This window comes from Streptomyces omiyaensis (genome assembly GCF_014650895.1).
GTDB lineage: Bacteria > Actinomycetota > Actinomycetes > Streptomycetales > Streptomycetaceae > Streptomyces > Streptomyces omiyaensis.
Genome location: NZ_BMVV01000013.1, coordinates 196,851 through 218,604 on the forward strand (window position 1 = coordinate 196,851; position 21,754 = coordinate 218,604).

20 protein-coding genes are annotated in these 21,754 nt (G+C 74.5%); 12 read left to right on the forward strand and 8 right to left on the reverse strand.

Going from position 1 to position 21,754, the window contains the following annotated elements; all coding sequences use genetic code 11:
- Positions 1-122 precede the first annotated feature (122 nt).
- Entirely contained in the window at positions 123-770 is a 648-nt protein-coding gene (locus tag IE287_RS22425) for an amphi-Trp domain-containing protein (RefSeq protein WP_189850931.1), read from the forward strand.
- Positions 771-844: 74 nt separating this feature from the next.
- Here IE287_RS22425 and IE287_RS22430 read toward each other — a convergent pair whose 3' ends face one another.
- The gene (locus IE287_RS22430; protein ID WP_189850932.1) at positions 845-2,260 is read right to left on the reverse strand and encodes a lamin tail domain-containing protein; all 1,416 of its coding nucleotides are present in this window, start codon (positions 2,258-2,260) and stop codon (positions 845-847) included.
- 467 nt (positions 2,261-2,727) lie between these two features.
- On the opposite strand from IE287_RS22430, the gene IE287_RS22435 reads away from it, so the two are divergent.
- From IE287_RS22435 to IE287_RS22455, 5 genes are all read left to right on the forward strand, one after another.
- Positions 2,728-4,005, forward strand: a complete 1,278-nt coding sequence (locus tag IE287_RS22435) for an amidohydrolase family protein (RefSeq protein WP_189850933.1) — start codon at positions 2,728-2,730, stop codon at positions 4,003-4,005.
- A gap of 97 nt (positions 4,006-4,102) precedes the next feature.
- On the forward strand, positions 4,103-5,434 hold the full coding sequence (locus IE287_RS22440; RefSeq protein WP_189850934.1) for an amidohydrolase: 1,332 nt from the start codon (positions 4,103-4,105) through the stop codon (positions 5,432-5,434).
- Positions 5,435-5,873: 439 nt separating this feature from the next.
- Positions 5,874-6,788 (forward strand): S1 family peptidase, encoded by a 915-nt coding sequence (locus tag IE287_RS22445; protein ID WP_444545982.1) that lies wholly within the window; start codon positions 5,874-5,876, stop codon positions 6,786-6,788.
- 127 nt (positions 6,789-6,915) lie between these two features.
- Entirely contained in the window at positions 6,916-7,092 is a 177-nt protein-coding gene (locus IE287_RS22450) for a hypothetical protein (RefSeq protein ID WP_189850936.1), read from the forward strand.
- A gap of 210 nt (positions 7,093-7,302) precedes the next feature.
- Positions 7,303-7,494, forward strand: coding sequence for a hypothetical protein (locus tag IE287_RS22455; RefSeq protein ID WP_189850937.1), 192 nt, complete (start codon positions 7,303-7,305; stop codon positions 7,492-7,494).
- A gap of 179 nt (positions 7,495-7,673) precedes the next feature.
- Here the strand turns inward: IE287_RS22455 and IE287_RS22460 are convergent, their stop codons facing one another.
- Positions 7,674-8,981: a phytase gene (locus tag IE287_RS22460; RefSeq protein WP_189850938.1), complete on the reverse strand. Its 1,308-nt coding sequence runs from the start codon at positions 8,979-8,981 to the stop codon at positions 7,674-7,676.
- Between the two features lie 332 nt (positions 8,982-9,313).
- Between IE287_RS22460 and IE287_RS22465 the strand changes: the two genes are divergently transcribed.
- Together IE287_RS22465 and IE287_RS22470 are read left to right on the forward strand one after the other, a co-directional pair.
- A complete protein-coding gene (locus tag IE287_RS22465; protein ID WP_229883643.1) occupies positions 9,314-9,943 on the forward strand; it encodes an RNA polymerase sigma factor in 630 nt (209 codons plus the stop codon).
- Entirely contained in the window at positions 9,940-10,956 is a 1,017-nt protein-coding gene (locus IE287_RS22470; protein WP_189850940.1) for a CU044_5270 family protein, read from the forward strand. Before IE287_RS22465 ends, IE287_RS22470 begins: the two co-directional genes overlap by 4 nt.
- A 141-nt stretch (positions 10,957-11,097) precedes the next feature.
- Here the strand turns inward: IE287_RS22470 and meaB are convergent, their stop codons facing one another.
- From meaB to IE287_RS22490, 4 genes are all read right to left on the reverse strand, one after another.
- Positions 11,098-12,084: a methylmalonyl Co-A mutase-associated GTPase MeaB gene (gene meaB, locus IE287_RS22475; RefSeq protein WP_189850941.1), complete on the reverse strand. Its 987-nt coding sequence runs from the start codon at positions 12,082-12,084 to the stop codon at positions 11,098-11,100.
- A 3-nt stretch (positions 12,085-12,087) separates the two neighbouring features.
- A complete protein-coding gene (scpA, locus tag IE287_RS22480) occupies positions 12,088-14,262 on the reverse strand; it encodes a methylmalonyl-CoA mutase (protein ID WP_189850942.1) in 2,175 nt (724 codons plus the stop codon).
- Entirely contained in the window at positions 14,262-16,079 is a 1,818-nt protein-coding gene (locus IE287_RS22485; protein WP_189850943.1) for a methylmalonyl-CoA mutase subunit beta, read from the reverse strand. The genes scpA and IE287_RS22485 overlap by 1 nt, the downstream gene beginning before the upstream one ends.
- Positions 16,080-16,233: 154 nt before the next feature.
- A complete protein-coding gene (locus tag IE287_RS22490; protein ID WP_189850944.1) occupies positions 16,234-16,803 on the reverse strand; it encodes a helix-turn-helix domain-containing protein in 570 nt (189 codons plus the stop codon).
- A 137-nt stretch (positions 16,804-16,940) separates the two neighbouring features.
- Between IE287_RS22490 and IE287_RS22495 the strand changes: the two genes are divergently transcribed.
- The 4 genes from IE287_RS22495 (at position 16,941) to IE287_RS22510 (ending at position 20,669) form a co-directional block, all read left to right on the forward strand.
- Positions 16,941-17,720, forward strand: coding sequence for an ABC transporter permease (locus IE287_RS22495; protein WP_189850945.1), 780 nt, complete (start codon positions 16,941-16,943; stop codon positions 17,718-17,720).
- Positions 17,717-18,433, forward strand: a complete 717-nt coding sequence (locus IE287_RS22500) for an ABC transporter ATP-binding protein (protein ID WP_189850946.1) — start codon at positions 17,717-17,719, stop codon at positions 18,431-18,433. The genes IE287_RS22495 and IE287_RS22500 overlap by 4 nt, the downstream gene beginning before the upstream one ends.
- Before the next feature lie 102 nt (positions 18,434-18,535).
- Positions 18,536-19,531: an ABC transporter substrate-binding protein gene (locus IE287_RS22505; RefSeq protein WP_189850947.1), complete on the forward strand. Its 996-nt coding sequence runs from the start codon at positions 18,536-18,538 to the stop codon at positions 19,529-19,531.
- Between the two features lie 28 nt (positions 19,532-19,559).
- Positions 19,560-20,669, forward strand: coding sequence for an aryl-sulfate sulfotransferase (locus IE287_RS22510; RefSeq protein WP_189850948.1), 1,110 nt, complete (start codon positions 19,560-19,562; stop codon positions 20,667-20,669).
- Positions 20,670-20,816: 147 nt separating this feature from the next.
- Here the strand turns inward: IE287_RS22510 and IE287_RS22515 are convergent, their stop codons facing one another.
- Together IE287_RS22515 and IE287_RS22520 are read right to left on the reverse strand one after the other, a co-directional pair.
- Positions 20,817-21,566: an anti-sigma factor gene (locus IE287_RS22515; RefSeq protein ID WP_189850949.1), complete on the reverse strand. Its 750-nt coding sequence runs from the start codon at positions 21,564-21,566 to the stop codon at positions 20,817-20,819.
- Positions 21,563-21,754 (reverse strand): sigma factor-like helix-turn-helix DNA-binding protein (locus IE287_RS22520; protein WP_229883644.1); only part of this gene is annotated, 192 nt, incomplete at its 5' end. The genes IE287_RS22515 and IE287_RS22520, both read right to left, overlap by 4 nt.

Genomic DNA, 21,754 nt, shown 5'->3' on the forward strand with positions numbered 1-21,754 from the left:
CACGGCGGGCCCCCGTCCGGCCCGCCGCACCGCGTCCGGCCGGTCTTCACCCGGCCAGCGGTCGACCAAGATCGATAGTATTGTCCGCAATGTACGACATCGTGTGATGACCGGAGGCCGTCATGAAGGACTTCAAGTACGAGCGGAAGAGGTCGCTCTCGCGGGCGGAGGCCGCCGACCAGTTGTCCGCCATCGCCACCGCGCTCCGCGCCGGCGGCGAGGCCGAACTCGGCTGGGGCGGGGGAGTGCTGAACCTCCGGATCCCCGAGGAGCTCCGCGGTGAGGTCGAGCTCTCCGTCGAGGACGGCGAGGTCGAGCTGGAGATCGAGCTCAAGTGGCCCGTCGCGGGTGCGCCGAAGAAGGCGGAGGCCAAGAAGGCGGAGGCCAAGAAGGCGGCCGCCAAGAAGTCGGCCGCCAAGAAGGCCCCTGCGAAGAAGGCCCCTGCGAAGAAGGCCGCCGCCAAGAAGGCCACTGCCAAGAAGGCCACTGCCAAGAAGGCCACTGCCAAGAAGGCGGCGGCCGAGAAGGCGGCGGTCAAGAAGCCCGACGTGACGAAGGCTTCGGCCAAGAAGGCGGTCGCGAAGAAGGCCGGAGCCAAGAAGGCGGTCGTGACGAAACCGGTCGTGGAGAAGGCCCTCGCCAAGGCCACCAAGGCGGTGAAGGGCACCAAGTCCGGCAATGGGGCCAAGCCCGCCAATGGGGCCAAGCCCGCCAACGGGGGCAAGCCCGCCAGCGGGGCCAAGGCGGTGAAGGCCCGCAAGACCGCGTAGGCCCCCGTCGAGCGGTCCTGGCCGCGTGCGACGGGGGCCTCGGGGGTCTTCGGAGGCCGGGACGCCGTGGTCCGCTAGCAGGTGACGGTGCCCCTGCGGAGGGCGTGGCCGCCGGTGGCGGAGTCGTCCGACCAGTAGGCGGGCCTGGTGCCCGCCACGCACTCGTCGGCCCCGGCGAGGGCGAAGCCCTCGTTGTTGAGGTCGGGCATGCCGGTGGGGCGGGAGTAGGCGGCGACGACGGCGAAGGCGCCGGTGGCGTCGACCTTCAGCGTCCGGTGCTGCCCGCCGCAGGTGTTGTCGCAGACGGCCCACAGGCGGGACGCCTGCGGCTCCCACTGGACCTCCATGACGCCCGCCATGCCGGTGGAGACGGTGGCGACGCGGGTGAAGGACCCGGAGTCCTGGAGGACGTACCCGTGGACCGCCCCGGTGCCCTCCACGCCGACGAAGAAGACGCCGCCGCCGTGGGGGCCGTACCCGGCGGGGTCGTAGGGGGCGCCCGTCGAGGCGTCCTTGAAGCCGGCGCCGGTGAACGCGGTGTCGGGGACCCAGGTGATGCCCTCGAAGCCGAGGTTGGAGCCGGTCGCGGGCAGGCTCGCGGTGAGGTTCCACTCGCGGACGGCGGTCAGGGCGGAGCCCGTACCGGCGACGTCGTACCGGAGCACGGAGAGGCGGCTGGTGCCGGAGGCGTCGCCGTTCCGCTCGCTCGCGACGAAGACGCCGCCGGCGGCACCCGCTCCGGTGACCGTCACTCCCTCGCCGTCGGGGGCGCCGGAACCACCGGGGAAGCGCAGGGTCTTGCCCGAGGTCCAGCCGTTCGCCGTGTCGGGCTTCCAGCCGCCGGAGCCGTCCCGGACGAGGCGCCACAGCTTTCCGCTGTTCTGCGCGGCCCACAGCACGTTCCCCTCCTGGTGGAGGCCGCTCAGGTCGCCGCCGAAGACGTTCGCCGCGTCCGCCGTCGCCACCGAGGAGCCGCCGGGCCAGGCCGCCGGGGAGGTGCCGTCGGTGCCGCCGCAGGAGTTGGCCGCGCCGAGGGTGACGGCGGCCGCCTTGAACGCGCCGGTGCCGTCGGGGCAGCGGGACCAGGACGGTGCGGAGTGGCTGCTCCAGGAGTGGCCGTCCACGAGCGTGGTGCCGCCGGGGAGGTACAGCCGCGCCTTGTCGCTGGAGCCGAGGCCGAACGCGGCGTGCACGTCGAAGGCGCGGAAGGCGCCCGGTGCCAGCGTCGTGCCGGCGGCGATCGTGTACGCCGAGCCGTTGTCGTCGTCCTTGAGGACCCAGCCGGAGAGGTCGACCGTCGACGCGCCCTTGTTGTACAGCTCGACCGAGTCCTCGACGGAACCGGTGGTGACGACCTCGTTCACCCGGATGTCGTCGGCGGGCGCGGCCTGCGCCGGAGCGGCGGCCAGCGCGCCGAGGAGGAGCGCCGGTACGGCGGTGAGGGCGAGGGTCACATCACGGCGCCGGCGGCGTGCACGCGAAAGGGTCACGGAGGTCCGTCCTGGAGTTCGAGGGGGCAGAGCGGCACGACGGTCCCGGCCCCACCCGAACGCCGCCCCTCGCTCCAGGACTCGCCGTGTGAACAGCAGCGGAAGCCTTCCCTCCCCCGCCCGGGCCGGGGCGCACCCGAACGGCCCCCTGCCGTCCGGTGGACGCGCACCTGCGCCGACGGCTGCGTGCGCGCCCTCGCGGCCGCGGAGGTCTTCGGCTTCCGGCGGGAGACCTTCCCGGGCGGCGTCACCCCGTCGTGCGGGACCGCGCGGTCCCGCACGACGGGCGAGATCGTTTTATTTGTATACCAAAAGAGATCGCCACGGGAAGGGGAGGGTCCGGCCTTTCTCGTGATGTGGTCATGTACCTCCTCTGCGTGGGCGAATGACCCGGTACCCCTTGTTCCGCATCGCAGAATTGGTATACAAAACGTGGACCCGTGGTCGCCCTGCCCCAAGGAGTCCCCATGTGCGTCGACGTCCATCAGTCGCTTCCCGCCGGCCTGACCCGGCGTGGCGTCCTCGCCGGTGCCGCCGTGCTCGCCGGGACCCTGGCCGCCCCCGGTGCGGCCGCGGCCGCCGCGCCCCCGCCGTCCGGGGCCGCCGCCGGGGTGCGGGGCGGGGACCTCGTCATCGAGGGCGGCACGCTGCTCGATCCCGCCACCGGCCGGGTCGTCGAGGACGCGGTCGTCGTCATCCGGGACGGCGTCGTCACCGCCGCCGGCCGTGCCGGCGCCGTGCGGGTCCCGGACGGGGTGCGGGTGCTCCCGGCGCACGGGCGGTGGGTGCTGCCGGGACTCACGGACGCGCACGTCCACCTCGCCACCGCCGCCGAGGCCCGGGCCGCGCTCCGCTGCGGAGTGACGAGCGCGCGCAGCGGCTCGACCTCCTTCTACCAGGACGTCGCCCTCCGCGAACTCGCCCGGCACAGTCCCGCGCTCGCGCCCCGTCTGCGGGCCGCCGGCGTCTTCGTCACCCCGGTCCTCGGCGACACCGTCCTGGCCGACCCCGACCTCACCCCGCTCGCGCGGGAGAGGGACGGCGTGCGCTCCGCCGAGGCGCTGCGGCGCGTGGTCGACGTCAACGCCGCCCGCGGCGCCGACGTCATCAAGACCAGGGTCAACGAGCGCGCCGGCCTGCCCGACCAGGACCCGCTCGTCCAGGTCTACTCGCACGAGCAGCTGTCCGCGATCGTGGCGGCGGCCCGCCGCCACGGCAAGGGCGTCCTCTGCCACAGCTACAGCGAGAAGGGCTGCCACGACGCCGTCACGGCGGGCGTCCGCTCCCTGGAGCACGGCGTGTTCGTCGGTGAGCGGACCCTGCGCGAGATGCGGCGCCGCGACACGTACTTCACCCCCACGCTCACCGCGATCGCCGGGCTCGCGGAGGACCCCGACCCCGTCCTCGCCGAACGCGGCCGCACCTTCCTGCCCGTCCTGAAGCGGGCCGTGCGGGCCGCGTACGAGATGGGCGTCCCGCTCGCCGCCGGCACCGACTCCTCCGGCGGCACGGTCGACCCCGTCGGCCGCGAGGTGGAGCTCATGCACGCGGCCGGCCTCCCGGCCCTGGACGCGCTCCGCACCGCCACCACCGGCGCCGCCCGCCTCCTCGGCCTCGACCGGACGGTGGGCCGGCTCGCCCGGGGCTACGCCGGAGACGCGATCCTCCTCGCCGGCGACCCGCTCGCGGACCTGGCGCTCCTGAAGGCGCCGGTGGGCGTCGTCCGCGCGGGCATCCCCCTCTGACCCCGGCCCCCCCGCCCGGGCTCCTCCCCTCGTCTTTCTTTCCTCCCCCTTTTTCTCTTCCTCCCGGTTTTCCTCTTCCTCCCAGAAGGAGTTCCCGATGCAGCCGTCCCCCGCCCCCGCCGGTGCGGTGTCGCGCCGTTCCATGCTGGCCGGTGCCGCGGCCGTCGCCGGTGCGACCGCGGTGTCGGCCGTCGCCGCGGCCCCCGCCTCCGCCGCCGCGCCCGTCGCCGCCGGCAAGCCGGACCGAGCGTCCCGCACCGTGGTCTTCCGCGACGTCCGGCCGTTCGGCGGGGCGGCCACCGACCTGGTGGTCGTGGACGGGAGGATCGCGGACGGCCCGGCGCCGCGAGGCGCGAAGGCCGTGAACGGCGGCGGCCGGATCGCGCTCCCCTCCCTCGTGGACGCCCACATCCACCCGGACAAGACGACGTGGGGCGGCCCGTGGGTGTCCCGGCGGCCGGCGGAGACCATCGCCGACTTCGTCGAGCAGGACGTGGAGCTGTTCCGGGCCCAGACCCGGTCGGTGGCGGAGCGCGCGTACGGCCTGATGAGCCACGCGGTCGGCCGCGGTACGCGCGGGATGCGCGCCCACGCCGACGTGGCCCCCGCCTACGGCCTGGCCGGGGTCGAGGGTCTGGCCGAGGCGCGGCGCCGCCTGCGCCACGCGCTGGACGTGCAGATCGTCGCCTTCCCCCAGCACGGCGTGATCCGCACCCCCGGCACCGCCCGGCTCCTGGAGGAGGGCGCCCGCCGGGGCATCGTGGACATGATCGGCGGCATCGACCCGATCGGCTTCGACCACGCCCTCGACGAGCACCTCGACACCGTCTTCGGCATCGCGGACCGGCACGGGGTCGGCGTGGACATCCACCTCCACGACGGGGGAGACGAGGGCGTACGGGCGATCCGCGGGATCATCGACCGCACCCGCGCCCTCTCCCTCGCCGGCAAGGTGACGATCAGCCACGTCTTCTGCCTGCCGGGCCTGTCCGGCCGCGACCTCGACGCGCTCGCGACGGACCTCGCCGACCAGGACATCGCCCTGACCACGGTGGCCCCCTCGCGCGACCTCGTCCTCCCGATCGCCCGCCTGCGCGAGCACGGCGTCCGCGTCGGGCTCGGCTCCGACGGCGTCCGGGACTCGTGGAGCCCCTTCGGCAACGCCGACATGCTCCACCGCGCCCACATCCTCGGCTGGGTCACCGACGTGCGCCTCGACGAGGAGCTGGCGGACTGCTACCGCGCGGCGGCCCACGGCGGGGCCGACGTCATGGGCCTCCCGCACGCCGACCTCAGGCCGGGCGCCCCCGCCGACTTCGTCCTCGTGCGGGGCCAGGGGCTGCCGCAGGTCGTGGTCGACATGCCGCAGCGCGACCTGGTCGTGCACGGCGGGACGGTCGTGGCCCGGGACGGCGAGTTCCTGTCCTGACCGATGGCGCGCCCATATGGGGAGGGTGGGATTCCACGCAAGGTCGCGAACCGGCCATGCGGGGGAACGCCGTAAAGGCGGACCAGTGCCCCGTACCCGACGTCGCCGCGGCCGTCGCACCGCCCTCGGTCCGGTGACGGCGGCGGCGCCGGAGGGGCGGGGGCGGTGAGGGCGGGCCTCCCCGCCTGAACTGCAAGGGGTGTCAGCAACTTTCCGATCGGTTTTCGGTGCGGGACGGGGTGGCGGGTCCGTGCGGAGCCACCCGTCGGCAAGCGGGGAGTGGACGCGCGTAGAGCGGCCGAAAGGCCACCTTGCCGCACCCCTCCGCGGAGTCGAGGATTCCCCCCAAGCGCTTGTCAGGTTCATGTCGTTACCGCGATCGATCCGCACCCCGCCAAGGCCGCCCACCCAGCGGCCCACCCCCCATACGGAGGATCCAGTGAACCGTTCCCCCCGCAACCGAGGCCTCGGCAAGGGCATCCGCCTCCTCGCCGTCCTCGGCGCCTTCGTCGCCGCGTCCGCGATGACCGTACCCACCTCCTCGGCCCAGCAGGCCGACACCCCGCGCGCCGCCACCGCCGCGGCCCTCGCGTCCACCAGCGACGCGGTCCTCCAGGCCGACGTCCCCGGCACCGCCTGGTACACCGACCAGGCCACCGGCAAGGTGGTCGTCACCGTCGACGCGACCGTCTCGCAGGCCGAGGTCGCCACCCTCCGCAAGGCCGCCGGCACCAACGCGGCGAACCTGAGGATCGAGCGCACCGCCGGCAAGATCAACAAGCTCATCGCGGGCGGCCAGGCCATCTACGCGGGCGGCGGCCGCTGCTCGCTCGGCTTCAACGTCCGCAGCGGCAGCACCTACTACGCCCTCACCGCGGGTCACTGCACCAACTCCGCGAGCACCTGGTACACCAACTCCGCCAACACCGCGCTGCTCGGCAGCCGCGCCGGAACCAGCTTCCCCAACAACGACTACGGCATCATCCGCCACTCCAACGCCTCCGCCGCCGACGGACGCGTCTACCTCTACAACGGCAGCTACCGGGACATCACCGCCGCGGGCAACGCCTACGTCGGACAGTCCGTCCAGCGCAGCGGCAGCACCACCGGCCTGCGCGGCGGCACCGTCACCGGCCTCAACGCCACCGTCAACTACGGCAACGGCGACATCGTCTACGGCCTGATCCAGACCAACGTCTGCGCCGAGCCCGGCGACAGCGGCGGCGCCATGTTCTCCGGCACCACCGCCCTCGGACTCACCTCCGGCGGCAGCGGCAACTGCTCCTCCGGCGGCACCACCTTCTTCCAGCCCGTCACGGAAGCCCTCAGCGCCTACGGCGTCAGCGTCTTCTGATCCCCCGACCGACCCCGCCCCGTGACCGGGGCACACGACGCGCCGGGCAGGCTTCCCCCTGCCCGGCGCGTTCCCCCGTGCTCTTTTCCCGCCGCCGGGAGGGAACCGCATCGTTCCGCGCCGGGTCATGACCTGCATGACACAAGGCGGGAACACCATGGGCGACGAGCCGACCTGGGGAGAACTCCTCCTGACCTTCGTCCTCGTCATGGGCGTTCCCACGGTCATCGTCGGAGGCGTGGTCTTCTCCCTCGTGGGCCTGGCCTTCTGGGCGACGGCACCGGAGCGCCCGTGGAGACGCTGAAACGCCGCCGTCGCCCGCCGCCCCGCCGCCCTGTCCGACCGCGCGTGCTTCCCGGGCGTCGCGCGGCCCGGATCCCTCCCGGCGGCGGGAGGGGGTGCGGCTGCCCCGATCGGCTGAAGGGACGGGCCACGCGGGCGGATGAACGGATCGCGGAGGGCCCGACGCCCTAGCTTGAGGAGCGTTTCGCCCTCCCGACCAAAGGTGTCCACCATGCGCTCCCTCCTCCCCGTCCTCGCCGCAGGCGCCCTCGTCCTCGGCAGCGCCGGATTCGCGAACGCCGACGTGAACGTGGAATACGAGCCCGAGACCTCCTACACCGTCGTCTTCGGCGACTGGGGGCAGTTCGCCGCCGACGACGTGTTCAACGCCGGCCACGACAACACCGTCGGTTCCGACGACTGATCCACGGGCCCCGGTACGGCACGCGGCGCGCCCGCGCCGTACCGGGGCCCGGCGGCTGTGCGACGACAGCGCCGGCCGGAGCCGTCGACGCACGGCTTCGACCGGCGCTGTCCCGCGACAGGGGCGCGCCGCACGCGCCCGGACGGGACATCGGCCGCGTCGGCACCGGCGGCCCGGGATCAGTCGTCGAGGGCGTCCAGGACCTCGCCGAGGTCGACGAACTTGAAGCCGGTCGCGTCGCGGCCGTCGCCGAGGGTGTCGTGCCCGTCCTGGACGACCAGGAGGCCGCGGGGGTACTTGGAGCCGAGGGGGGCGTTGAGGGCCGCGGCGCCGTCGCACTCCTCGGACCCGTCGAGGGCGCCGTTCGCGGCGGTGACCCGGAAGCCGCCCTCGTACTCGTTGGCGTCCGCCGGCTCGCGGTCGTAGGCGGCGAAGGTGTCGTCGCCCTGGCTGGAGGCGAGGAGGTAGCCGTCGCCGTCGGACTCGGTGAGCAGCGTCAGGCCCTCGACGTCCGCGGAGATCCTGGTGCCGCCGAAGCCGGGGTCGTCGCCCGGCGCGCACTCCTCGGTCTCCTCGTCGTAGACACCGGGAACGCCGTACTCGCGCACCTTGTCGATGAGCTTCGGCGTGCCGGTGAGGTCGGCCCGCAGGCGCCAGATGCCGACGTCCTCCTGGCCCGCGTAGAGGACGCCGTTCGCCGGGTCGACGACCATGCCCTCGACCTGCGGCAGCTCGCCGGGCTCGCCGCACGGGGACCACGAGGTGCCGTCGGGCAGCCGGAAGGAGGAGGGCAGGTCCAGGGTGCGGACCGTGCGGTAGGTGACCCTGCCGCCCGCGGCCGGCAACAGCTCCAGGAGGGCGACGGTGGTGCGCTCGCGGCGACTGACCAGGGCGTAGGCCTTCCCGGTCGCCGGGTCCGTCCAGGTCGCCAGGCCGTAGGCGGTCCGCTGGTCGTCGATCTCGTCCTGGTCCCGGGAGAAGACGGGCGGCGCGAGGGGGTCGGTGACGTCGGTCAGCGGACCGGAGGCCCGGTCGCGGTCGATGCGGTAGAAGCGCAGACGGTCGTGGCCGCGGTCGCTGGTGACGGCCAGGTCGGCCCTCCCCGAAGAGAGGCGCAGGCCGTGGACGAGGTCCACGTTGTTGAAACGGCCCGGGGCGTGGTCCTCACCGGCCGCGGGGGGCGCGGCTATCGACTGGACCGGGCGCGCGTCCAGGTCGTAGACGCGCAGGCCGCCCTCCTTGGCGGTGGCGACGACGAGGCTGCGTCCGGGGGCGGCGGCGTTGCGCCAGATGGCCGGGTCGTCCGCGTCGGCGTGACCGCCCTCCTCGTCGTCGTGCAGCGGCGGCGTCTCCGCACGGGGGGTCACGGCGGGCAGGGCGTCGGCGTGCACGCGGTGCCGGGCCTCGGCGGGCACGGCCAGTGCCGCCGCCGCGAGAGCGGTGACCACGGTCAGCACGGCTGATCGGACGATGACGGAGCGATGCACGCGACTCTCCTCTGCAGGCGGGTGGCCGGACCTGCACGAGCCTGATTCCGCGGGGTGTCCGTACGGCAGCCGCCGCACGACCGGGAGCACCCGACCCGGGTGTACTCCCGGTGAACGACCTGACTCCGCAACGGCTTTCGGTCGCGGACCGGCCGGCCCGGCCCGCGGCGCCGGCGGCCCGCGGCACGCAGCGAAGCGGCGCGGTGCGGACCCGGGCGCGGGGTTCGGGCCGGGGCGGAGACAGGTGCCGGATCACGTGAGCGCGCTCACTTTCCGGCGCCGAAGGGGAACCGGCGCGGGCGAGCGGACACTTTCCGGGTGTGAAGTCCCCCTTGAACGAACGGATCCGGTCCGGAGACCGGGCGGCGTTCGCCGAGATCTTCGACGAGCACGCGCGCGTCGTCTACGCCCATGCCGTCCGCACGACGGGCGACTGGGCCGTCGCCGAGGACGTCATGTCCCTCACCTTCCTGGAGGCGTGGCGGCTGCGCGACAAGATGGCGGCGGAGGTCGGCAGCGTCCGCGGCTGGCTGCTCGGCATCGCGACGAACGTCATGCGCAACACCGCCCGGGCGGCCCGCAGACACAGGGAGGCGATGTCCCGGCTGCCCCGCCCGGAGTCGCTGCCCGACTTCTCCGACGAGGTGGTCGGACAGCTCGCCGACGGTCAGAGACTGGCCGCCGTCGCCCGGGCGCTGCGGCGCCTGAAGCAGTCGGAGCGCGAGGTGTTCACCCTGGTCGTCTGGTCCGACCTGGGGTACGCGGCGGCCGCGGAAGCGCTGCGGATTCCCGTCGGCACCGTGCGGTCCCGCCTCTCGCGGGCCCGGGAGAAGCTGCGCGGGCTCGTCGACGAGGAACTGGCGGCCGGCGCGCGGGACGGGGGAGCGCAGCGGCGCAGCGGACACCCACCGGCCGACGGGGCGGCCCCGGCCCCGCTTCCCGACAGGGCGAGGACACCATGAACGCGGAACAGCGTGACCAGCAGGAGCGGTTCGAGCGCGGGCGGGCGAAGGAGAGCCTGCCGGCGCCTTCCCACCCGGAGCTTCCGCCGGACCGGATGGAGGCCCGTCGACGGCACCTCCTGGGCGAGGTCGACCGGCAGGCCCGGGCGGACTCCCGCGGTCGGGCTCCGCGGCCGCGGCGGCGGACGGTCCTGGTCCTGGCCACCGCCGTGACCGCGGGTGCGGCGGTCGGCGTGCTCGGCGCTCTCGACGCCGGACCCGGCACCCCCACCGGCCCGGCACGTGTGCCGCCGGCCTCCGCGGCGTCGGTCCGGCTGCTGGAACGGGCGGCCCTGGCGGCCCGTGTGACGCCCCGTGAGGAAGCGCGCGCCGGTCAGTACGTCTACGTCCGGACGGTCGGTCACACGTCGGCCCTGTCCGAGGACAAGGCCGGCCGGACGGACCTCGAGCGCGTGGACGACGGCATGGAGCAGTGGACCTCGGTGGACGGCAGCGAGGACACGCTGCAGAGGAAGGGGGGCAGGGACAGCGTGCTGCCGGGCGTCGAGGGCGGGGGCCTGGCCGCGCCGACGTACGCCTCGCTCGCCGCCCTGCCGACCGACCCCCGGACCCTGCTGGAGACGATCCGCGACGACGCCGAGAGGAATCACGGCGCCGGTTCGGGTTCCACGACGGGGCCGGACCAGCAGTCCTTCGTCGCCATCGGAGACCTGCTGCGCAGCGGTGCCGCCGGCCCGGAGCTCACCGCCGCCCTCTACCGGGCCGCCGCCCTCATCCCCGGCGTCGACGTCGCGCCCGACGCGGTCGACGCCGTGGGACGGCGCGGGGTCGCCGTCGCCCGCGTGCACGCGGGCGAGCGCACGGAGTGGATCCTCGACGGGAGCACTGCCCGCCTCCTGGGCGAGCGGACCGTGCTGCTGGAGGACGGCGCCTGGGGCGAGGCGGGCGACGTGGTCTCCTCGGTGGCCGTGGTCGCCGTCGGCATCGTCGACGACGCGGGGCAGAGGCCGTGAGGAGCCGGCGGGGCACGGTGCTCCCCACCGAAGCCGGCAACGGCGCGAGGGGAGTCGGCGCGGCGGGCGTTCCCGCCGCCCGGCCCGTCCGGCGGGCCCCCTTTTTTCCTCGCGGGGACCCGCCGACGCGTCACTCCGGCCTCACTCCGCGCGCCCCTCGAAGGCGGCGAGGATCCGTTCGGCCGCCAGGGTCGCGGTGAGTTCCCCGTCGCGGACCCGTCGTTCGACCTCCGGGGTGAGGGCGCGGACGGCCGGGGCGGCGTGGAGACGGGCGAGGAGCTCGTCGCGGACCATCGTCCAGGTCCAGTCGACCTGCTGGTCACGGCGTCTGGCGTCGAGGCGGCCGGTGGCGTGGAGGAGGGAGCGGTGCTTCTCCAGGCGCTCCCACACCTCGTCGAGGCCGGTGGACTCGCGGGCGCTGCACGTCAGCACCGGTGGCGTCCACACCGCCTCGCGGCCGTGCATCAGCCGCAGTGCGCCCGCGAGTTCGCGGGCGGCGGCGCGGGCGTCGGCCGCGTGCGGGCCGTCGGCCTTGTTCACCGCCACGATGTCCGCCAGCTCCAGGACGCCCTTCTTGATGCCCTGGAGCTGGTCGCCCGTGCGGGCCAGGGTGAGGAGGAGGAAGGAGTCGACCATGTTCGCCACGGCCGTCTCCGACTGGCCGACGCCGACCGTCTCCACGAGGACGACGTCGTAGCCGGCGGCCTCCATCACCACCATCGACTCGCGGGTGGCCTTGGCGACCCCGCCGAGCGTGCCCGCGCTGGGAGACGGCCGCACGAACGCGGCCGGATCCACGGCGAGCCGTTCCATCCGGGTCTTGTCGCCGAGGATCGAGCCTCCGGTACGGGTGGAGGAGGGGTCGACGGCGAGCACCGCCACCCGGTGCCCGAGGCCGGTCAGCATCGTGCCGAAGGCGTCGATGAAGGTCGACTTCCCGACGCCGGGCACGCCGCTGATGCCGATCCGCCGGGCCCGGCCGCCGTGCGGCAGCAGCCGGGTCAGCAACTCCTGGGCGAGGACGCGGTGATCGGGGCGGGTGGACTCCACGAGGGTGATGGCGCGCGCCACGAGGGCGCGCCTCCCCTCCCGCACACCCTTCTCGTACGTGTCGAGGTCGATGGCCATGGGTCAGAGGTCGTGTCCCAGGTCGGCCGCGAGCCGTCGCACCAGGTCGGCGGCCGCGTCCGGGATGACGGTGCCGGGCGGGAAGACCGAGGCGGCGCCCATCTCCAGGAGGGTGGGCACGTCCTGGGGCGGGATGACCCCGCCGACCACGATCATGATGTCCTCCCGGCCCTCCGCGGCCAGCTCGTCCCGCAGCGCCGGGACGAGCGTGAGGTGACCGGCCGCGAGGGACGAGACGCCCACGATGTGGACGTCCGCCTCGACGGCCTGCCGGGCCACCTCGGCCGGGGTCTGGAACAGCGGGCCGACGTCGACGTCGAAGCCCAGGTCGGCGAAGGCGGTCGCGATCACCTTCTGGCCGCGGTCGTGGCCGTCCTGGCCCATCTTGGCGACCAGGATGCGGGGACGGCGGCCCTCGGCCTCCTCGAAGGAGCCGACGAGGGCACGGGTGGACTCCACGTTCGGGGACTCGCCTGCTTCGTTGCGGTACACGCCGGAGATCGTACGGATCTGGCCGGAGTGCCGGCCGTACACCTTCTCCAGGGCGTCCGAGATCTCGCCGACGGTGGCCTTCTCGCGGGCGGCCCGCACGGCCAGTTCCAGGAGGTTGCCCTCGCCGCCCGCGGCCCGGGTGAGGTCGTCGAGCGCGTCCCGGCAGGCCCGCTCGTCGCGCTCCGCGCGCAGGCGCCGCAGCTTCTCGATCTGCTGGGCGCGCACGGACGAGTTGTCGACCTTCAGGACCTCGATCTGCTCGTCGCCGTCGACGCGGTACTTGTTCACGCCGATGACCGGCTGGCGGCCGGAGTCGATCCGCGCCTGGGTGCGGGCCGCGGCCTCCTCGACGCGGAGCTTGGGGATGCCCGCGTCGATGGCCTGCGCCATGCCGCCGGCCGCCTCGACCTCCTGGATGTGCTGCCAGGCCCGGCGCGCCAGGTCGTAGGTCAGCCGCTCCACGTAGGCGCTGCCGCCCCAGGGGTCGATGGTGCGGGTGGTGCCCGACTCCTGCTGGATGAGGAGCTGGGTGTTGCGCGCGATGCGGGCCGAGAAGTCGGTGGGCAGCGCGAGCGCCTCGTCGAGCGCGTTGGTGTGCAGCGACTGGGTGTGGCCCTGCGTCGCCGCCATGGCCTCGACGCACGTGCGCGTCACGTTGTTGAAGACGTCCTGCGCGGTCAGCGACCAGCCGGAGGTCTGCGAATGGGTGCGCAGCGAGAGCGACTTGGCGTTCTTCGGGTCGAACTCCCTGACCAGCTTCGCCCACAGGAGGCGCGCCGCGCGCAGCTTGGCGATCTCCATGAAGAAGTTCATGCCGATCGCCCAGAAGAAGGAGAGCCGCGGCGCGAAGGCGTCCACGTCCAGACCCGCCTCCCGGCCCGCGCGGAGGTACTCGACGCCGTCCGCGAGGGTGTAGGCCAGCTCCAGGTCGGCCGTCGCGCCCGCCTCCTGGATGTGGTAGCCGGAGATGGAGATCGAGTTGTAGCGGGGCATGTTCCGCGAGGTGAAGGCGAAGATGTCGGAGATGATCCGCATCGACGGCTTCGGCGGGTAGATGTAGGTGTTGCGGACCATGAACTCCTTGAGGATGTCGTTCTGGATGGTCCCGGCGAGCTTGTCGGCGGAGACGCCCTGCTCCTCCGCCGCCACGATGTAGAGGGCGAGGACGGGCAGCACCGCGCCGTTCATCGTCATCGACACCGACATCCGGTCCAGCGGGATCCCGTCGAACAGCTGCCGCATGTCGTAGATCGAGTCGATCGCCACGCCGGCCATGCCGACGTCGCCGGTGACCCGCGGGTGGTCGCTGTCGTACCCGCGGTGGGTCGGCAGGTCGAAGGCGACCGACAGGCCCTTCTGGCCGGCGGCCAGGTTCCGCCGGTAGAAGGCGTTGGACTCCTCGGCGGTCGAGAACCCCGCGTACTGGCGGATGGTCCAGGGCTGGTTGACGTACATCGTCGGGTAGGGGCCGCGCAGGAACGGCGCGATGCCGGGGTACGTCTCCAGGAAGTCGACGTCCTCCAGGTCGCTCCCCGTGTACAGGGGCTTGACCGTGATGCCCTCGGGCGTCTCCCACAGCAGCTCGTCGCCGCCGGAGGCCCGCTTGACGGCGGCCCGCCACTCCTCGGGGCTGCCGGCCGGGGACGGGGATCCGAGGTCGATCCCGGTGAAGTCGGGGATTCCCATCAGGACACTCCCATGCGGTCGAGGGTGGCGGAGAGGACGGTGACCGCGTCGCACCCGGCGTGGACGTAGGAGTCGACGCCCGGGTACGCGGCCGGGCGCCCGGCGAGCACCACGTGCCCGGCGCCGGCCGAGCGGAACGCGGCGGCCTCCTCGGCGGCCCGCTCCTCGTACACGGCGTCGCTGGAGCACAGGCAGACCTCGCCGGCGCCGCTGTCCTCGAAGGAGCCCTCGGTGACGGGCTCGATGCCGCCGGCCTGGAAGAGGTTCGCGGCGAAGGTCAGCCGGGCGGTGTGCGCGGCGGCCGGCCCGAGCGCGGCCAGGAAGACCCGCGGCCGGACGCCGGTCGCGGCCAGGTGCGCGTCGGAACGGGCGCGCAGGGCCTCGAACGCCTCGTCGCGGCGGACCCGCGGCAGCCCGCCCGAGGGCTGGGCGGGCGCGGGCTCGCGCACCACGGGCTTCTCTCCCAGGTACGGGAACTCGCTGACGCCCGTGACCGGTTCGCGCCGTCGGGCGAGCGCACGGGAGCGCTCGGCCCAGGTCGCGGCGAGCCGCTGCCCGATCCGGCCGGAGCGCAGCCCGGCCGCCTGGCCGCCGGACCGCTCGATCTCCTGGAAGAACTCCCAGGCGGCCCGCGCGAGTCCGTCGGTGAGCGACTCCACGTACCAGGAGCCGCCGGCGGGGTCGATCACCCGGGCCAGGTGCGATTCCTCGATCAGGACGGTGGAGGTGTTGCGGGCGATCCGGCGGGCGAAGGCGTCCGGCACGCCGAGCGCGTGGTCGAAGGAGTGGACGGTCACCGACTCGGCGCCGCCGACGCCGGCCGCGAGCGTGGCGATCGTCGCCCGCAGCATGTTCACCCACGGGTCCCGCGCCGTCGTCATCACCGACGACGTGACCGCGTGCTGGAGCTGCGCTCCGGCGGAGGGGGCGCCGCACGCCTCCGCGACCCGCGCCCACAGGCGCCGCGCCGCGCGCAGCTTGGCGATGGTGAGGAACTGGTCCGCGGTGGCCGCGTACCGGAACTCCAGCTGGCCCAGCGCCTGCTCGACGCTCATGCCGCCGTCGGTGAGCGCCCGCAGATAGGCGACGCCGGTCGCCAGCGAGGCGCCCAGTTCCTCCGCGGCCGAGCCGCCGGCCTCGTGGTACGGCAGGGCGTCCACGGTCAGGGCCCGCAGCCCCGGGTACGCCTCGACGCAGAGCCGCGCGAGCGCCACCGTGGCGGCGAAGCCGTCCCCGTCGTAGGCGGAGCCGGTGCGGGCCTCGGTGCCGAGCGGGTCGGCGCCGAGGTTGCCGAGGGCCGCCTCGGGGGCCACTCCGCGGCGGGCGTAGACGGCGAGCAGCTCCTGCGCCGCGTCCGCGGTCTCGGCCCCGGCGTCCAGGGCGACCGGGGCCAGGTCGAGGTACACGCCCCGAAGCAGCCGGTCCAGGCCGTCGACCGGGATGCCGCCCGGTCCCACGGCCAGCCACAGCGACGTGACGCCGTTCTCCAGGTCGGTGAGCACGGCCCCGGGATCGGCGGTGGCGTGCCGCTGGCGCACGTCCCAGCCGCCGACGGCACTGCCGGCGGCGCGTCCGGACCGGACGAAGGGGGGGAAGCCCGGCAGGCCGGGGTCGGGTACGGCGTCGGCGGCCGTGTACAGCGGACGGGTCCGGAGACCGTCCTCCAGCGCGGTGGACAGGGCGTCCTCGGCCTCGGCGGCGGGAACGTCCTCGCCCGACCGGCTCAGCACGCCTGTCACGAGGCGCTGCCACTGCGCACGGGTCGCTGCGGGGAACTCGGCGGCCAGCGAAAGGCCGTCGTCAGGCAGCACAGTCATGCCCGGAGCTTAGGTCAGACGAACAAAAGAGCAGCAGGGCGATCATCTGTGACCTTGGCCTCTCCGAGGTGCTCTTGATCGGGAGGGCCGGCCGTGCATGCTCCCGCGGCCCCGCCGGCCGCGCCGCGAGCCCGGCCCGATCGGCAGGGCGCCCCTAGGCGTTCGCGATGACCAGCAGGGTGCGGGCGGGCGTCGGGCCCGTCAGGCGGCAGCGGTGCGGGACGTCGCCCCGGTGGTGGGCGCTCTGGCCGGCGCGCAGGGGCAGGGGTTCCTCCCCTTCGACTTCGAGGACGACCTCGCCCTCCAGGACGTAGAGGAAGTCCTCGCCGGGGTGCTCGAACCAGCCGCGCTCGCCCCGGCCGGGCTCGAAGTGGTGCTCGTAGGCCTCCATCAGCGTGCTGCGCCCGCCGGGGATGAGCACCCGGGCGGTCTGCCCCGCGGCCTCGTTCACGCGGATCACCTGGGGGTCGCTCTCGTGGCTGACCGCGCCCGGCCGCTCGGGCGGCCGGAGGAAGGTGCCCGGCGTGACGTCCAGTGCCTCGGCGATCCGGTAGATCGAGCTGAGGCTGGGGGTGGCGAGGCCGCGTTCGAGCTGGCTGAGGAAGGGCTGGGAGAGGCCGGAGCGGGTGGCGAGGACGGCCATGGAGACGCCGCGCTGTCTGCGGCAGTTCCGGATCACCCTCCCGACCTCGATGGCCTCGGGCGTGGGTTCGGGGCGGGGCACACACGTGAACGTACCCCATCGCCGATCGGGGGCGGGGCGGCCCGGCGACGTTTCGTACGGCCGCAACACCGCCTTAATAAGCGTGGTCAATTATTGACCTCACTTATCGACGTCGAGGAACCGAACGAGGAGCCCCCGTGCACGCCACCCCCTCACCGCCCGGCCGGGCCCCCGGTCGGCTCGGACCGGCCCTGGGCGCGGCAGGCGCCGTACTCGCGCTCTGGTACCTCCTCGCCCGGTCCGGCGCGGTGGCCCCGGGCCTGCTGCCCACGCCCGGCGCGACCGCGGCCGCGCTCGCGGACGGCGCCCGCAGCGGCATCCTCGCCGCCGACCTCGGCGCCAGCCTGGCCCGTGCCGGACAGGGCTTCGCGCTGGGCGCCCTCGTCGGCGGCGCGCTCGGCTTCGCCACCGGTTACCTGCCGAGGCTGTCCGCCGCCGTCACCCCGGTCGTCTCCTTCCTGCGCCCGATCCCGGCCATCGCCCTGGTGCCGCTCGCGACCGCCTGGTTCGGCATCGGGGAGACCGCCAAGCGCCTGCTCATCGCGTACGCCGTGCTGCTCGCCGTCTGGCTGTACGTCCACGACGGCGTCTCCCGCGTGCCGGAGTCGTACCTGCGGGCGGCCCGCTCGCTCGGTGCGCCGCTGCACCGCCGGTTCACCGAGGTGCTGCTCCCCGCCGCCGCGCCCGCGCTGCTCGCGGCCCTGCGCTACGGCGCCTCGGTGGCGCTGCTCGCCCTGGTGGCGGCGGAGCTGGGAGGCGCGGACAGCGGCCTGGCGTACCGGCTCCAGGTGGACGGCCAGTTCCTGCGCGTGGACCGGATGTTCGCGGGACTGATCGTCCTCGGGCTGCTGGGCGTGGCCGTCGACTTCGTCCTGGCCGCGATCGGCCGCCGCTTCGTCCACTGGAGCGCCTCGTGAGCATCGCGGTACGACTGGAGGGGCTGTCGGTCCGCCACGGGTCCGCCCCGGTGCTGGAGCGCACCGACCTGGAGCTCCCGGCGGGCTCGTTCACGGCCCTGCTCGGACCCAGCGGGTGCGGCAAGTCCACGGTGCTCAACCTGGTGGCCGGGTTCCTGCGGCCCACCGAAGGGCGGGTGACGGCCGGTGCCGCACCGGTGCGCGGGCCGGCCCCGGAGCGGGGCGTGGTCTTCCAGCACTACGCGCTCTTCCCCTGGCGCACCGCCCGCGGCAACGTCGAGTTCGCCCTCAAGCGGCTCGGCCTGCCGCGCGCGGAGCGCCGCCGGCGCGCCCTCGCGGCCCTGGCCGAGGTGGGGCTCGCGGACGGTGCCGGGAAGTACCCCGCGCAGCTCTCCGGCGGCATGCAGCAGCGCGTGGCCCTGGCCCGCGCCCTGGCCGCCGAACCCGAAGTGCTGCTGATGGACGAGCCGTTCGGCGCACTGGACGCACTGACCCGGAGCCGGATGCAGGACCTGCTGCGCGAGCTGTGGCAGCGCCGCGGCACCACCGTCCTGTTCGTCACGCACGACATCGACGAGGCGCTCGCCCTCGCCGAGCGGGTCGTCGTCCTCGGCGGGACCCCCGGGCGGGTCCTGGCCGACCGGGCCGTGCCCGCCGGGCCGCCCTCACCGGACCTGCGCTCCCTGATCGCCCGGCACCTCGGCTCCGGCTGAGCCCCCGCGCGCCCCTCTCCCCCCTCCCCGTGCCCGCCCTGCTCCCCCCTGCCCTCGTCGTCCCCGCATCCGCCCCGTCTCCCTCCCCGGAAGGACCTCCCCATGCCCGGACCCCGCACCCTGGCCGTGCTGTTGACGGCGCTCCTGCTCTCCGCGTTCACCTCGGCCTGCACCACGGACTCCGGCCCCGCGGGCGGCGGCCGCCCCGCCGTGACGCTCGCCGCGAGCGACCACCTCGGCGGAGCGCCCGTCCACGTGGCCCAGGAGCGCGGGCTGTGGCCGGCCGAGGGCATCGACGTCACCGTGACCACGCAGCCCACCGGGCGGGACGCGCTGAACGCCGTGCTCGGCGGCCAGGCGCAGCTCGGCGTCGTCGGCGACCTGCCCGCGGTCACGGCCGTCCTGGGCGGACGGGAGCTGCGCATCGTCGCCGACCTGTCCCGGTTCTCCGACTGGCGCCTGCTGACCCGGACCGACCGGGGGATCACCGGCTTCGACGCGCTGAAGGACCGAAGGGTGGGAGTCCCGCAGGGGACGAACGTCGAGTACGCGCTCGCGCGGATGCTCGCCTCCGCGCGCCTGAAGTCCACGGACGTGACCCTGGTCAACCTCGCCCCGAACCAGGTCACCCCGGCGCTGGCGCGCGGCGACATCGACGCCGGCGTCACGTTCCCCAGCTTCTACGACTCCGCCCGCACCACGCTCGGCGACCGCTACGCCGAGCTCCCCTTCACCGGCTACACGGCCCGGACCCTGCTCGTCGCGGGCCCGGAGGCGACCGAGGAGACCACCACGGCCCTCCTGCGGGCGCTGCTGAAGGCCCAGCGCGGGATGGCCGCCGACCCCGCCGCCGCGCGCCGGGCCGTACTCGCCCGGTCCGAGGGCGTGCTCCGCGCGGACTACGTGGAGGCCTTCCAGCCGCGCTACCGCTACGGCGCGACCCTCTCGCCCGAGCTGCCGGCGCAGCTGGCGGAGGAGGCCGCCTGGGCGAAGGCCGCCCAGGGGCTGCCGGGCTCCGCCGACCGGGCCGCGCTGCTGCGGCACCTGGACCCCGCGCCCCTGACGGCCGTCGATCCGGCCGCCGTCACCGTCCGCTGAACCACCCGTCCCGACAGAGGAGATCCCCATGACCGTCGACCAGAACACCTTGCGCCGCCGCGGCGTCGGCCTGATCGCCCACGACCCCGAGCGCAGCTACGGCGGCCACACCCTCTACACGCCCATCACCAGCGCCGGCGAGATCCACCTCGTCGACATCGAGGGCAGGCCCGTCCACACCTGGACCTCCCCGCACCCGCCCGGCCGCCAGGCACAGCTCCTCCCCGGCGGCACCCTCTTCTACGCGGCCAAGGACACCGGCGGCCCCACCCTCTTCCCCATCTGGGACGTCTACCACGGCGGCATCCTCCAGGAACTGGCCCCCGACTCCACGGTGCTGCGCGAGGTCCGCCACCCGTTCCACCACCACGACGCCTCGGTCCTGCGCAACGGCAACCTCGTCGTCACCGTCGTCGAACCGCTGGACCCGGCGGACGCGGCCCGCGTCCGCGGCGGTGTTCCCGGCTCCGAGGCCCCGGGCGGGGTGATCTACGGGGACGTGGTGTACGAGCTGACCTGGGAGGGCGAGGAGGTGTGGCGCTGGGCCGCCATCGAGCACCTCGACCCCGAGGAGTTCCCGCTCGACCCGCACTTCGCACGTGAGCACTGGCCCATGGCCAACACCGTCAACGAGAGCGCCGACGGCTCCCTCGTGGTGGGCTTCCGCAGCGCGTCCACCACCGTCGCCGTCGACCGTGCCGACGGGTCCGTGCTGTGGCGGATAGGCCCCGACGTCCTGGCGCAGCAGCACCACCCGCACGAGCTGGCGAGCGGGAACATCCTGGTCTTCGACAACGGCACCTACCGCGACACCACCTCGGTCCCGTACTCGCGGGTGCTCGAACTCGACCCGCGCACGGGCGAGCGGGTGTGGTCGTACGAGGACAACCCGCCGCAGAACTTCTACAGCCCCTACATGTCGAGCGCCCAGCGCCTGCCGAACGGGAACACCTTCATCGCCGAGGGCTCCTTCGGGCGGCTCTTCGAGGTGACGCCCTCCGGCGACGTGGTGTGGGAGTTCGTGGTGCCGCAGTTCCGGTCCTTCGGCGAGGGAGTGGGCCTGGAGTCCTCGGCCGGTGCCCAGAACTCCGTCTTCCGCGCCTACCGTTACTCCCCCGACCGCTTCCCCTGGCTGTGACCGGCCACCCCCCTCCTCCACCGGGGGCCTCCGCGCGGCCGGCCGCCGGGCCCCTCCCGGTGCCACGGGACGGACCACCGGCGTGCGCGGGCGTCACCGCCCCGCCACCGGCCGTGCGGGGCCCGATCGGTGCCCGCGGGCGCCCGGTCAGGCGGGCAGGGCCATCAGGAGCAGCGGGTCGGTGGTGGGCTGTGGCGATCCTCCGGCGGGTTCGAGGGTGAGCCCCACGGCGCCCGCGTCCGCCGGGTCGCCGGTGAGGACCACGGTGCCGTCGCGGTCGATCAGACCGGCCGGGCGCATCGTGCCGTCGTGATCGAGCCACACCTGGTAGGTCCTGCCCGCTCCGGGGGCGGGCAGGTCCGCCGCGGTGAAGACGGCACGGTTCTGCCCGTCGGAGGAGACCACGGTGGCCAGGGCCCCGTTGGCGGTCTTGCCGTGGACGGTGCGCGCGTCGGGGGCCGCCAGCACCGAGCTCACCGCGTCGAGCCGCTGCTGGGACTGACGGGCCCGCTCTTCGAGGTCCTGCGCGTTCCGCGTCTGCCACACCGCGAGCCCGCCCAGCGCGGCCGCGGCCACGCAGGCGGCCAGTGCCAGCGGTGCCGCCCGGCGGCGCAGGACGCTCCCGAGAGCCGGCGCCGTACGGGGGGAGGGGATGCGCGGGGGCAGCTGGCGCACACCGTCGACGGCGGCCATGACCCGCGCCTTGGCGGCCGCCGGGGGAGCGTGGGAGACGGCCGCGGCGAGGCGTGCCGTGGTGGCCCGGAACTCGGCGGCTTCCTGCCGGCACGCCCCGCACGTCTCGAGATGGGCGTCGAAGTCCTCGCGCTCGGCGTCGTCGAGTGCGCCGAGGGCGTGGGCGGCGGCGAGGGCGTGGACGTCGGTGGCGTGGTGGTTCACGTGGTCACCCCCATGCAGTCGCGGAGCCGGACGAGCCCGTCGCGCATGCGTGTCTTGACGGTGGGAAGAGGCGTGCCCAGCGCTTCGGCGACTTCACGGTAGGTCAGTCCCCGGTAGTAGGCCAGGGTGACGGCCTGGCGCTGGAGTTCGGTCAGGCCGCGCAGGCACCGGCGCACCTGCTCGGACTC